The organism is Promicromonospora sp. NPDC090134, from assembly GCF_044746965.1.
Lineage (GTDB): Bacteria > Actinomycetota > Actinomycetes > Actinomycetales > Cellulomonadaceae > Promicromonospora.
Genome location: NZ_JBIVCZ010000011.1, coordinates 70,800 through 83,227 on the forward strand (window position 1 = coordinate 70,800; position 12,428 = coordinate 83,227).

10 protein-coding genes are annotated in these 12,428 nt (G+C 73.9%); 5 read left to right on the top strand and 5 right to left on the bottom strand.

Annotated elements, in window-relative coordinates; all coding sequences use genetic code 11:
- Window positions 1-1,353: a DUF58 domain-containing protein gene (locus ACIPN7_RS24955; protein ID WP_400548917.1), complete on the top strand. Its 1,353-nt coding sequence runs from the start codon at window positions 1-3 to the stop codon at window positions 1,351-1,353.
- A gap of 83 nt (window positions 1,354-1,436) precedes the next feature.
- On the opposite strand, the gene ACIPN7_RS24960 is transcribed toward ACIPN7_RS24955, so the two are convergent.
- The 3 genes from ACIPN7_RS24960 to ACIPN7_RS24970 all read right to left on the bottom strand — a co-directional run bounded on the left by ACIPN7_RS24960 (window position 1,437) and on the right by ACIPN7_RS24970 (window position 4,828).
- The gene (locus ACIPN7_RS24960) at window positions 1,437-2,609 is read right to left on the bottom strand and encodes a trypsin-like serine peptidase (protein WP_400548918.1); all 1,173 of its coding nucleotides are present in this window, start codon (window positions 2,607-2,609) and stop codon (window positions 1,437-1,439) included.
- A gap of 111 nt (window positions 2,610-2,720) precedes the next feature.
- Entirely contained in the window at window positions 2,721-3,377 is a 657-nt protein-coding gene (locus ACIPN7_RS24965) for a response regulator (protein WP_400549242.1), read from the bottom strand.
- 50 nt (window positions 3,378-3,427) lie between these two features.
- Window positions 3,428-4,828, bottom strand: coding sequence for a sensor histidine kinase (locus tag ACIPN7_RS24970; RefSeq protein ID WP_400548921.1), 1,401 nt, complete (start codon window positions 4,826-4,828; stop codon window positions 3,428-3,430).
- Between the two features lie 195 nt (window positions 4,829-5,023).
- Here ACIPN7_RS24970 and mtrA point away from each other — a divergent pair, with 195 nt between their 5' ends.
- The 3 genes from mtrA to ACIPN7_RS24985 are packed head-to-tail and all read left to right on the top strand — an operon-like array spanning window position 5,024 to window position 9,206.
- Complete coding sequence (mtrA, locus tag ACIPN7_RS24975) at window positions 5,024-5,704, top strand: MtrAB system response regulator MtrA (protein WP_026366090.1); 681 nt, start codon at window positions 5,024-5,026, stop codon at window positions 5,702-5,704.
- 32 nt (window positions 5,705-5,736) lie between these two features.
- Complete coding sequence (gene mtrB / locus ACIPN7_RS24980; protein ID WP_400548925.1) at window positions 5,737-7,476, top strand: MtrAB system histidine kinase MtrB; 1,740 nt, start codon at window positions 5,737-5,739, stop codon at window positions 7,474-7,476.
- Complete coding sequence (locus ACIPN7_RS24985) at window positions 7,476-9,206, top strand: GerMN domain-containing protein (protein WP_400548928.1); 1,731 nt, start codon at window positions 7,476-7,478, stop codon at window positions 9,204-9,206. The genes mtrB and ACIPN7_RS24985 overlap by 1 nt, the downstream gene beginning before the upstream one ends.
- A 136-nt stretch (window positions 9,207-9,342) precedes the next feature.
- Here ACIPN7_RS24985 and hpf read toward each other — a convergent pair whose 3' ends face one another.
- A complete protein-coding gene (gene hpf, locus ACIPN7_RS24990) occupies window positions 9,343-10,008 on the bottom strand; it encodes a ribosome hibernation-promoting factor, HPF/YfiA family (protein WP_400548931.1) in 666 nt (221 codons plus the stop codon).
- A 261-nt stretch (window positions 10,009-10,269) separates the two neighbouring features.
- Entirely contained in the window at window positions 10,270-11,013 is a 744-nt protein-coding gene (locus ACIPN7_RS24995; RefSeq protein WP_400548934.1) for a ComF family protein, read from the bottom strand.
- A 149-nt stretch (window positions 11,014-11,162) separates the two neighbouring features.
- Between ACIPN7_RS24995 and ACIPN7_RS25000 the strand changes: the two genes are divergently transcribed.
- Complete coding sequence (locus ACIPN7_RS25000; protein WP_400548937.1) at window positions 11,163-12,425, top strand: winged helix-turn-helix domain-containing protein; 1,263 nt, start codon at window positions 11,163-11,165, stop codon at window positions 12,423-12,425.
- Window positions 12,426-12,428 lie beyond the last annotated feature (3 nt).

A 12,428-nucleotide genomic window follows, 5' to 3' on the forward strand; every position in this document is an offset into this window, starting at 1 on the left:
ATGGTCGTGACGTGGCGGGCCGCCGCCCTGATGGGCCTCGGCGTGGTGCCCGTGCTGCTCCTGCCGGCCGACGGGACGGTGCTGGTCTGGGCCACGTTCGTGGTCCTGGTGTGCGTGGCCGACGTCGTCCTGGCCGCGTCGCCGCGCCGGGTGGCGGTGCAGCGGCGCGTGCCGGCGTCGGTCCGGCTGCGCTCCGAGGCGACGAGCGAGCTCGTGGTCCGCAACGCCTCCGGCCGGCGCCTGCGGGCGGTGGTCCGGGACGCGTGGGGCCCGTCGGCCGGTGCGGGTCCGGGGCGGGGCAGGTCCGAGCGCGTGCGCCCGGCGTCCGGCGGGCCGGGGCGCCACCACGTGGACCTGCCCGACGGCGAGGCAGCGCGCCTGCCGACCGTCCTCGTGCCGACGCGCCGCGGCGACCGGGCGGCGGGCGGCGTGACCGTCCGCAGCCTCGGCCCGCTGGGCCTGGCCGGCCGCCAGGTGACGCTGCCCGTCCCGGGCCGGCTGCGCGTGCTGCCGGAGTTCGCCAGCCGCAAGCACCTGCCGTCGCGCCTGGCGCGGCTGCGGGAGATGGACGGCCGCGCCGCCGTGCAGATCCGCGGCGAGGGCACGGAGTTCGACTCGCTGCGGGAGTACGTGGTGGGCGACGACGTCCGCTCGATCGACTGGCGGGCCACCGCCCGCCGGCGCGAGGTGGTGGTGCGCACCTGGCGCCCCGAGCGCGACCGGCGCGTGCTGATCGTCCTGGACACCGGCCGCACGGCCGCGGCCCGCGTGGGCGCGGCCGACTCGACGGGTGCGCCGCGCCTGGACGCGAGCATCGAGGCGGCGCTGCTGCTCTCGGCGCTGGCCGGGCACGCGGGCGACCGCGTGGAGCTCGTGGCGTTCGACCGCACCGTGCGGGCGCGGGTGGCGGGCGCGGCCGGGCCGCGGCTCATGCCGGCCCTGGCCGAGTCGCTGGCCACCGTGGACCCGGTGCTGCTGGAGACGGACTGGCCGGGCGTGGTGGCGCAGGTGCGCAGCCGGATGACGCAGCGCGCGCTCGTGGTGCTGCTCACCACCCTGGACCCGGCGGCAGTGGAGAACGGCCTGCTGCCCGTGGTGGACCAGCTCGCCCGCGACCACACCGTGGTCGTCGCCTCCGTCGCGGACGAGGAGGTGGCGGCGCTGCGCGCCGGCCGCGAGACGGTGGCCGACGTGTACGACGCCGCGGCCGCCGCCCGCGGCGACCTGGAGCGCACCGCGGTCACCACGATGCTGCGCCGCTACGGGGCCGACGTCGTCGAGGCGCTGCCGGACGACCTCGCGCCGCGGCTCGCCGACGAGTACCTGGCCCTCAAGGCCGCCGGCCGGCTCTGAGCCGGTGACAGCAGCGCCCGGCCGCACGAGGCGGCCGGGCGCTGCTGCTCACCGCTGCTCCGGTCCCGGACCGGAGCGTCGTCTCAGACCGGCACGTTGGTCTGGACGGCGAGCTGGTGCACCGCGCTGTCGAAGTGCGGCGCTCCGATGGAGCGGTTCTGCGGGGTCCCGTACGAGGTGACCCCGCGGACGTACCCCAGGCGCGTGCGGTCGCTGTAGTGCCACACCCACGGGCCGCCGGAGGACCCGGTGCCGAAGTTGCACCCGCTGATCAGCGAGGTGCGGGCCGCGACGCTGCTCTTGCGGGTCATGCCCTGGCAGCCCCACATCACCTCGCCGTAGTCACGGTTGGACGGGTACCCGAAGACCTTCACCGGCCAGCGGTAATACTGGTCGATCTTCAGCCCGTTGCCGCCGACGGCCGGGACCACGCGCTGCCCCGCCTCGTTCGCGAACGTCGTGATCATCCCGACGTCGCGGTACCAGCCCTGCGCGGTGCCGCCCTTCTGGATCCAGGTCTTGAAGGTGTGCAGGGTGCGCGCCTGGAACGTCCCGTAGGGCGTCGGGTCGGCCGCGTTGCCGTCGTACCTCGGCACGAAGACCAGGTTGCTGTGCCAGGTACCGCCCCGGCCCTCGTGCACGCAGTGCCCCGCGGTGATCACCACCCGCTTCGACTTGGTGTTGATCGTCGCCGCCGAGCAGTAGCTCCCGCTCCCGTAGCCGCCGATGAAGAGCTTGCCGGTGCTGATCGGGAACGTGTTGATCGACTGGGTCTGCGCCCCGCCCGGCGAAGCCTTCTCGGGTGCCACCGGGCGGGTCACCGTCGTACCTTCCGAGGTGTCGTCGCCCAGCCGGGTGGCCGGGAGGTCGCCCGCGCGGCCCACCGTGGTGCCGGCCATGAGCTCCGTCGCGACGCCCTTGGCCATCTTCTCGACGAGCGCAGGGTCGCCGGGGGCGTCCAGCGGCTTCGCCGCCGCCATCCGCTCCTCGGTCCAGTACTCCAGCACGGCGGGGTCCCCGCCCTCGGCGTCGACCCGCTGCATCTCCTGGGGGGAGTAGGAGCGCCGGGAGGCGCCGTCCGCCTTCAGGACCGGCGCGACGGTCGACACGATCCCGGTGTCGGCGGTCTTGGCCGCCCGGGCCACCGACGCGCCGGTGGCGGTCACGCCCCAGGCCGTCGGGACGACGGCCACCGTCGCCGTGACGGTCACGGCGGCCGCCACGGCCGCGAGGCGCAACCTCTGCGTTCTGCCCATAGATCTCCCCTGTCCACTTGTCCGGTTCATCCGGTCCATGCCGAATCGGACACATCGTAGACAAGGACCGTTAGGGGGTCTATCGCTTTCGGCGGCCGGCTCCGCCCGCGGTCACACGCCGAGGTGCCGGAGCACGGCCAGGACCCGCCGGTGGTCGGCGGCGTCCTGCGGCAGGTCCAGCTTGGTGAAGATGGCCGCGACGTTCTTCTCGACCGCGCCGGCCGACAGGTGCAGCAGGTCGGCGACGGCCTTGTTGGACCGGCCCTGCGCCATGAGGCCCAGCACCTCGCGCTCCCGGGCCGACAGGCGCTCCAGGGCGGTGTCCTGGCGGGCGGAGCCCATGAGCTGCGTGACCACCTCGGGGTCCAGCACGGTGGCTCCCCGCGCAACGCGGCCGAGCGCGTCGACGAAGTCGCGCACGTCGGCCACCCGGTCCTTGAGCAGGTAGCCCACGCCGCGCGCGTCGCCGGCCAGGAGCCGGCTCGCGTACCGGGTCTCCACGTACTGCGAGAACAACAGCACGGGCAGGCGTGGGTGCCGGGCGCGCAGGCTCAGCACGGCCCGCAGGCCCTCGTCGGTGAAGGTGGGCGGCATGCGGATGTCCGCCACCACGACGTCGGGCAGCGAGTCCTCGCGGGCGGCGCGGGCGACCTCGCGCTCCAGCGCAATCCCGTCCTCGACGCCGGTCACGGTGTGGCCCCGCCGCGTCAGGAGCGCGGCGAGGCCGTCGCGCAGGATCGCCGAGTCCTCCGCGACGATCACGCGCAGGCCGGTGCCGATGTCGGCGCCGACGCCGGACGCCGGGTGGGCCGGGCCGGTCACGCGCGGCCGGACGGGCCGGGGGTGGGCAGGGTCACGGTGACCACCGTAGGCCCGCCGACCGGGCTGGACAGGTCGAACGCGCCGTCGACGGACCGTACCCGGTCGGCCAGTCCGGCCAGGCCGGACCGCAGCCCCGAGCCGTCGGGCGCGACGACCACGGCACCGCCGCGGCCGTCGTCGCGCACCCGGATCCGGAGCGCCGCCCCGGCGCCGGCGGCCCCGCCCACGGGCTCGACCAGCACGTACACGCCGGAGGCGCGGGCGTGCTTCGCCGCGTTCGTGACGAGCTCGGCCACGCTGAAGTACGCGATCGACTCCAGTGCCGGGGCAAGGCGGCCGTCCGCCTCCACGCTCGGGTCCACGTCGACGGTGACGGGCAGGGCCGACCGCGCCGCGAGGGTCTCCAGGGCCACGCCGAGGCCGCTGTCGAGCGCCGGCGGGTGGATGCCCCGGGCCAGCTCGCGCAGCTCGGTGAGCGCCTCCTTGGTCGACGCGTGCGCGGTGTCGACCAGCTCGGTGGCCTGGGTGACGTCGCCGCCGTCGGCGAGCTGCTCGCGCGCCTCGCCGAGCTGCATGGCCACGGCGACGAGGCGGGCCTGCGTGCCGTCGTGCAGGTCGCGCTCGATGCGGCGCAGGCGGGCGTCGGCGTCGTCCACGGTGCCGGTGCGGGACCGCTCCAGCTCGGCGACCCGCAGGCTGGCCCGGGTGGGGCTCAGCAGGCCGGTGGTGAGCACCCGGAAGAGCAGCGCGAACATCCGCGTGATCCACGGCCAGCAGAAGAGCAGGAGCAGCCCGGCGAGCGCGGCGAGGGCCAGGCGCGGGGGCGTGTCCAGGAAGTACGCGTCGCCGAACTGCGCCCCGCGGTGCAACGCGCCGTCGCTGCCGGTCTGCTCCGGCAGGTACCGGTACCAGAACCAGCAGGTGAGGCCGCCCAGGCCGGTGGCCAGGAACGTGATGCTCGTGACGAAGGACAGGATGGCGAGGGGGAACGTGACGAACATGAACAGCAGGGCGCGCCAGCCGGTGGCGTCGCCGATCAGGGAGCCGATCGTGCGCCAGAACCCGCGCGGCCGCACGTACGGCGCGGGCACGGCGACGTCGAGGTCGAGCAGGTCGCGGGCGAGGCCGCGGTACATCGCGCCCCAGCCGCGGCCGCCGGTCACGACGGCCCCGGCCACGAACAGCCCGACCACCGTGACGGCGACGCCGGCGGTGAAGCTGACGGCGAAGAGCGTGTAGGCCAGGGCGAACGGGGCCAGCAGGAGCACCAGCGTCAGGTAGCCCTGCTCGCGCCAGGTGCGGGCAGCGAACGGTGCGGTCAGGAAGCCGGGGCCGGGTCGCGCGGCGCCGTCCGGGACGACGGCGGGTGCGAGCCGGTCGGCGGTCAAGGTTGTCATGGTGCCAGGTTGGCCCCTCGCGGGGTGGCGGCGACATGGGGTCGACCGCCGGGTTCTCCGGGGGTTTTCCCCCGTACCGGGGTGCGGTCCACCCGCGGCGTCCGGCATACCCCCACCGGGTGAACCTGGGCCGAACACGCCAGGTCGGGGCGCGCAAGGCCGGGTTTGCTGGACCAGGCTGGCACACTGGAGGGCATGAAGGTACGAGTTCTTGTCGTCGACGACGACACAGCACTGGCGGAGATGATCGGCATCGTCCTCAAGGGTGAGGGCATCGAGGCGATCTTCTGCGCCGACGGGGACTCCGCGCTGGGCATGTTCCGGACCCATCAGCCCGACCTCGTGCTGCTCGATCTCATGCTGCCCGGCAAGGACGGCGTCCAGGTCTGCCGCGAGATCCGCGCCGAGTCGGGCGTGCCGATCATCATGCTGACGGCCAAGTCGGACACGCTCGACGTGGTGGTGGGCCTCGAGTCCGGTGCGGACGACTACGTGTCCAAGCCGTTCAAGCCCAAGGAGCTCGTCGCCCGGATCAAGGCGCGCCTGCGCCGCAGCGAGGACCCGGGCCCGGAGCGGCTGGTCGTGGGCGACGTCGAGATCGACGTCACGGGCCACACCGTCATGCGCGACGGCGAGCGCATCGCGCTCACCCCGCTCGAGTTCGACCTGCTCGTGGCGCTGGCCCGCAAGCCGTGGCAGGTCTTCACGCGCGAGGTCCTGCTGGAGCGCGTGTGGGGCTACCGGCACAGCGCCGACACGCGCCTGGTCAACGTGCACGTGCAGCGCCTGCGCTCCAAGATCGAGCGCGACCCGGAGAACCCGGAGATCGTGCTGACGGTGCGCGGTGTCGGCTACAAGGCGGGCGCGACACGCTGATGCCGTCCGGCCTGGCCGCGCGGCTTCGCCGAGTGGTCTCACGGGCCCGGGTGGTCACGGTCCGGGCCACCCGCCGCGGGGTCGCGCAGTGGCGCTCCTCGCTGCAGCTGCGCGTCGTCACCACCGCCCTCGCGATCGGCCTGGCGGCGATCGCCGTGCTCGGGCTGTACCTGTCGACGTCGGTGCGGGACGGGATCTACGAGCAGCGGCTCGCGGCGATCGACCGGGAGGCCGCCGCGCTGACGACGCAGGTCTCGGAGAACTTCTCGAACTCCGCGACGACGTCGAACGGCGACCTGCAGAGCCTGCTGAACGACACGATCTCGACGCTCACCGCCACCAGCGGCTCCACCGCGCAGGACTACTTCCTGCTGCAGGAGCCCGGCGGCACCGCACAGGTGTCCGACGTCGTCTCCCGGGGTGACCTGACGGACGTGGTCATCACCGACGAGCTGCGCCAGGCGAACATCGCCTCCGAGGACGACCAGGTGCTGCAGGCGGTGGGCATCCCGGCGGCCGACGACCCGGGCGTGGTCCGGCCGGGCGTCATCGTGGGCTCCACGGTCCAGGCCGCGCCCGACGCCCGCTACGAGATCTACTACCTCTACTCCCTGGAGCCCGAGCAGGAGACGCTGTCATTCGTGCACCGCGTGCTGCTCGCGGGCGGGTTCGGGATGCTGGCCCTGCTCGGCGTCGTCACGTGGACGATGGCCCGGCAGACGGTGACGCCGGTGACGCGGGCCGCGACCGTGGCCGAGCGACTCGCCGAGGGGCACCTCTCGGAGCGCATGCCCGGCGCGCGCGGCGCCGACGAGATGGCGAGCCTGGCGCGGTCGTTCAACGAGATGGCCGAGAGCCTGCAGGACCAGATCCGGCGCATGGAGGAGCTCTCCGCGATGCAGCGGCGGTTCGTCTCCGACGTGTCGCACGAGCTGCGCACGCCGCTGACGACCATCCGGATGGCGAGCGAGATCATCCACGAGTCGCGTGACCAGATGGACGCGGACGCCAGCCGCTCCGCCGAGCTGCTGCTGGGCCAGATCGACCGGTTCGAGTCGCTGCTGGCCGACCTGCTGGAGATCAGCCGGTTCGACGCCGGCGCCGCCGTGCTCGACGCCGAGCGCCGCGACCTGGGCGACCTGGTCATGTCCGTGGTGGAGCAGGCCGCCCCGCTGGCGGAGACCAAGGACGTCCGGGTCTCGGTGCGCCTGCCCGACGGCGACGCCGCGGCCGACTTCGACCCGCGCCGGATCGAGCGCATCCTGCGCAACCTCGTGGTCAACGCGATCGAGCACGCGGAGGAGCGCCCCGTCGAGGTGACGGTCGCGGAGAACGACCGCGCGGTGGCGGTCGTGGTGCGCGACTACGGCGTCGGCATGACCAAGCAGGAGGTCGAGCACGTGTTCGACCGGTTCTGGCGGGCCGACCCGGCACGCGCCCGCACCACGGGCGGCTCCGGCCTGGGCCTCGCGATCGCCCTGGAGGACGCCCACCTGCACGCGGGCCGCCTCGACGCCTGGGGTCGCCCGGGGCAGGGAGCGAGCTTCCGCCTCACGCTGCCGCGCAGCGCCGGCATCCAGGTGGAGGAGCCGCCGGTGACCATGGCGCCGGCGTCGCACGATCCCGGTGTCCGCACGGGGCAGATCCCCGTGGTGCACCCGTCCGCCGGGCCGACACCGACGCAGATCCCGGACCTGTCCGACCACGGTCTGGACGAGCGCGGCGAGCGCGCCGGATCGAGACCCGCGACGACCGACCTGGAGGTGCACTGATGCGCAGGGCAGCGAACACCGCGGTCGCCGTCACCGTCGCCCTGCTCGCCGCCGTCGGGCTCGGGGCCTGCGCCCAGATCCCCACCTCCGGCCCCGTCCGGGTGGGCACCGCGCCCGTCGAGCCCCAGGCCAACATCGCGATGCTGCCGCGCGGACCCATGCCCGGCACAGAGCCGCAGGCGATCGTGTCGGGTTTCCTCGGCGCGGCTGCGGCTGCGGCGACGTCGCCCAAGGAGTTCCAGACCGCCCGGGAGTTCCTGACCGCCGAGGTCGCGGACGCCTGGGACCCGGACGAGGCGGTGCGCGTCGTCCGCGAGGCGCCGCTGCCGGAGCCGCTGGAGGAGGAGGTCGACCTCGGGACCACCGAGACGGTGGAGCTCGTCGTCCGGGCGACGACCATCGCGACCCTGGACAGCACCGGCGCCTACACCGAGGTGGGCAGCCCGCGGGAGGTCGGCTACCGGTTCACGCTCGTCATGGTGGGCGGTGAGTGGCGCATCTCGGCGCTCGACAACGGCGTGCTCGTGCCCGCCAACCTCTTCGCCAACCAGTACCGGGCCACGCGGCTGTACTTCCCGAGCGCGAACGAGATCACGACCCTCGTGCCCGACCTGCGCTGGTTCCCGCGCCGGTTGTGGCAGAAGGTGGCCGTGGAGCAGATCCTCGCCGGGCCTCCCGAGTGGCTCCAGGGTGCCACGCAGTCCCTGGTGCCGGACGGGACCGCGCTCGTCTCGCCGTCCGTCCAGGGCAGGGACGACGCCGAGGTCGTGCCGATCCGGCTCACCGAGCAGATCAGCGAGGTGCCGGCGACGCAGCGTGCGGTGATCGCGGCGCAGCTCTCCGCGACCCTCTCCGAGGGCGCCGGCCGGGTGGTTCCCGTGGAGCTGTTCAGCAACCAGAACCGGCTGTCGGTCGACGCGGCCGACGTGGACCTGCCGGCGACGATCGCCCAGGCGATCGTGCTCAAGGACGACAAGCTGTACCGGGTGGACGACGGTCGGCTCGTCGAGCACGACGTGTCCATCGACCTGTCGGGCATCGACCCGACCGCGCTCGCCGTCAGCCCCGGGACCACGCCCATCGTGGTGCGCGACGGCACGGACCGGATCGTCAACCTCTCCCTCGACGAGGGCGAGGGCCCGGTGCCGGTGCTGGAGGGGTCCGACCTGGCGGCGCCGTCGGTGGACAAGTTCGGCAGCACGTGGACCAGCGGCGACGCGGGCGAGCTGCGGGTGGCGACGGACGCGCTCGACGTGGTCGAGCTGAAGCCCGAGTGGCTCAAGGGCCGCCGGGTGATCAGCGTGTCGGTGTCACCGGAGGGCTCGCGCATCGCGGTCGTCAGCGAGACGCCGTCCGGCCGGCAGGTGCAGGTCGCGGGCATCGTGCGCGACGCCGAGCACGCCCCGGTCAGCCTGGCGGCGGCGCTCTCGGTCGCCGCGCCGGTGGCCGACGTCGTCGAGGCCCGCTGGGCGGGGCTCACCACGCTCGCCCTCCTGTCCCGGAACGGTCAGGGCGCGTCCTCCGTCTGGAACGCGGGCGTCGGCGGCCTGGCCGGCACCGCCGGGCAGTCGCGCCAGCTCCCGGGGCTCACCGACGTCGTGCAGATCGCGGCGGGCGTGACCGACCAGGGGATCCTCGTGCTCACCGAGGACGGCGACCTGGAGCACGAGGAGACCGGCGTCTGGCAGCCGATCGCCGAGGACGTGGACCTCGTCGCCTACCCGGGCTGACCCGCCTCGCGCGGTCCACGCGCGGGAACAGGACGGCGGCGAGGCGGAACCGCATCCGCCTCGCCGCCGTCCTGTTCTCGGCTGTGCCTTCTCGGCTGTGCCTTCTCGGCTGTGCCTTCTCGGCTACGCCTGCTCGCTACGTCAGGTCGGTGACCGGGGCGCCGCCGCACGGGTTGTCGAGCTGGATCACACCGAACGACCAGCCCTTGCGCTTGTAGAGCACCGACGGACGCGACGTCTCCTTGTCGATGAAGAGGTAGAAGTCGTGGCCCACCATCTCCATCTCGTAGACCGCGTCGTCGAGGGTCATCGGGTCGGCGTGGTGCAGCTTCTGGCGGATCACCACGGGCGAGTCGCCGATGGTGGTCTCCACGGAGTCACCCGGCGCGGCCAGCGCTGCCGGGGTAGAGATCTGGGGCTCGGGTTCGCCGGAGCCGCCGTCGGTCAGGATCTCGTCGAGCGGGCGCACGTCCACGGGGGCGAGCACCTTGTTGTTCCGGTGGTCCTTGCGACGGTCCCGGGCTCGGCGGAGGCGTTCGTTCAGCTTGTCGATCGCGAGGTCCAGGGCGCCGAAGCGGTCGTCTGCCGCAGCTTCGGCGCGGATCACCGGGCCCTTGGCGCGCAGCGTGAGCTCGACGCGCTCGCGGTTCTCGGACAGCCGCGGGTTGTTCTCGTGCGTGACTTCCACATCCACCCGGCGTACGTAGGGGGACAGCAGCTCCACCTTGGCGAGCTTGTCCTCCACGTGCTGGCGAAAACGGTCTGCCACGTCCGTGTGCCTGCCGACAACGACAATTTCCATGTGCGTATCTCCGCTCCGGGAACACTGGGCGACGCCGTCCCTTGCCGGCGGCGCGCGCCCGTCTCTACTGGGTCTGGCACCACGTGCTGGTGCCGGGCACGAACCACCTCCCGTCGCGTCACCCGACAACTTCGTCGGGCCTCGGATCTTGCGTGGGACGTTCAGGCTAACGCTGTCGCCTGGGTAACGACAGCCCCAACCAACGGTGAACAAGACGACACAGATCTGTCACACTTTCAGGTTCGGATCGGAACGTCGCTTTCACCCGATCGTCACCCTTCCGGGACCCGCGGCCCGCGTCCCGGGGGTCGGCGTCGCTGCCAGCACGGTTGCTCCCAGGACGTCGTGCCCGCACCCCTCGAGGGTTCGTTCGACGGCGGCGAGCGTCGCGCCGGTCGTGAGGACGTCGTCCACAAGAATGCACATGGATCTTTGTCCGAGCATCAGCGTCCCCCGTCTCGTCATGCGGACGGAGCCGCTCACGTTGCGCCCGCGGGCCCGCGCGCCGAGGCCCACCTGGTCCCGCCCGCGACCGGTCCGGGCGAGCGCCGGCACCACGCGCGCGGGCACACCGCCGTCGTGCAGCCCCATGGCCACTGCCCGGGCCAGGACGGCCACGGGCGCGCGGCCGCGCGCCCGGCGCGCGGCCACCGTGGACGGCACGGGCACGACCGCGAGCCAGGCGCCGCAGGCGGGGGAGAGCACCGGCCCGAGGCGGGCGACGGCCCGGCGCAGCGCGGGCGCGAGGAGGAGGTCGAGGTCGGCCCGTCCGCGGTCCTTCCAGTGCACGACGACGTCGCGCACCGGGCCGGCGTACGGCGTCAGCGCCCACACGGGCACCGGCGGTACGCCGTCGAGCCGGTCCAGGCGGGGCGCACCGGACTCGACCCGCGCGAACGGAGCGGCCAGGAGGGCCGCGCACCCGGCGCACCAGGGCACGTCGGGCTCGCCGCACGGGCAGGCGACGGGCAGCAGGAGGCGAGCGAGCTCACGGACGGGACGCACCCGCCCACCCTGCCCGCCGCCGCGCCCCGCCGCCGGTTGTCCACAGCCCTGTGTGCGTGTCAGACGTACAGGTCCTCGGGTGACCTGTACGTCCGACTCGTCGGGGGAGCGTCGGCGTGAGTGTCAGTGGTGCGCGGCAGGATGGGGCCGTGCAACCGATCCAGATGTCCCTCGACCAGGCACGCCGGGCCGCCGTGGCGGCCCAGGGCCTGCATCGCCCACGCACCGACGGGCCGCGCACCATGCGGCACGTCCAGGGCGTGATCGACCGGCTCGGCCTGTTCCAGATCGACTCGGTGAACGTGCTGGCCCGCGCGCACCTGCTGCCGCTGTTCTCCCGGCTGGGCCCGTACGACACCGACCTGCTGGACCGGGCCACGGTGTCGGGCGGGCACGCCCGGCGCTCGACGCGGGGCGCGGCGGCGGACCGCCGGCTCGTCGAGAGCTGGGCGCACGTCGCGGCCTACGTGCCCCCGCACGTCTGGCCGCTGCTGGCGTTCCGCCGGCGGTGGTTCGCCGAGGAGTACGACTGGCGCGAGCTGGACGGCGTGCGCCTGCCGGACGCGCCGCAGGTCCGCGAGGTGCACGACCTGGTGGCGTCCGAGGGTCCGCTGTCGGCCTCCCAGATCCACGACCGGTTCGTCTCCGAGGGGCGCTCGGTGCGCCGCAAGCGCGGCACCTGGTGGGACTGGAGCACGGAGAAGCGCGTGGTCGAGCACCTGTTCTTCACCGGTGAGGTGGTCTCGGCGGGGCGCAACGCGCAGTTCGAGCGGCTCTACGACCTGCCGGAACGCGTGCTGCCGCCGTCGGCCCTGGTCGAGGTGCCCGAGCTCGAGGCCAAGAAGACCCTGCTGGAGCTCGGCGCGCGGGCGCAGGGGATCGGCGACGCGCGCAGCATCAAGGACTACTACCGGCTCAAGGGGCCGGTCGCGGACCGGGCCCTGGCCGAGCTCGCCGAGGACGGCGTGCTGCTGCCCGCGCGCGTGGCCGGCGGGTCGGAGAAGTGGTTCCTGCACCGCGACGCCGCCCGTCCGCGGCGCGCGGCGGGGCAGGCCCTGCTCGCCCCTTTCGACCCGCTGGTCTGGGAGCGCACCCGCCTGGAGCGCCTGTTCGGCATGCGCTACCGGATCGGCATCTACACCCCGGCCGCCCAGCGCACCGACGGGTACTACGTGCTCCCGTTCCTCGAGGACTCGCAGCTCACGGCTCGCGTGGACCTCAAGGCCGACCGCGCCGCGGGCGTGCTGCGGGTCCAGTCGGCGCACGCCGAACCGACGCTGACGGACCACACGCCGGCCCGGCTGGCGCACGAGCTGCACGCCATGGCCAGGTGGCTGGGCCTGGAGGGCGTGACCGTCGAGGACAAGGGCACCCTTTCACCCGCACTGCGTGCCGCGGCGGCGGTTTCCTGAAAC

Bases quoted from the DNA above. Each gene is read 5' to 3' on its own strand.
- ACIPN7_RS24955 (WP_400548917.1), top strand. From the start codon at position 1: ATGGTCGTGACGTGGCGGGCCGCCGCCCTGATGGGCCTCGGCGTGGTG.
- ACIPN7_RS24960 (WP_400548918.1), bottom strand. From the start codon at position 2,609: ATGGGCAGAACGCAGAGGTTGCGCCTCGCGGCCGTGGCGGCCGCCGTG.
- ACIPN7_RS24970 (WP_400548921.1), bottom strand. From the start codon at position 4,828: ATGACAACCTTGACCGCCGACCGGCTCGCACCCGCCGTCGTCCCGGAC.
- mtrA (WP_026366090.1), top strand. From the start codon at position 5,024: ATGAAGGTACGAGTTCTTGTCGTCGACGACGACACAGCACTGGCGGAG.
- ACIPN7_RS24985 (WP_400548928.1), top strand. From the start codon at position 7,476: ATGCGCAGGGCAGCGAACACCGCGGTCGCCGTCACCGTCGCCCTGCTC.
- hpf (WP_400548931.1), bottom strand. From the start codon at position 10,008: ATGGAAATTGTCGTTGTCGGCAGGCACACGGACGTGGCAGACCGTTTT.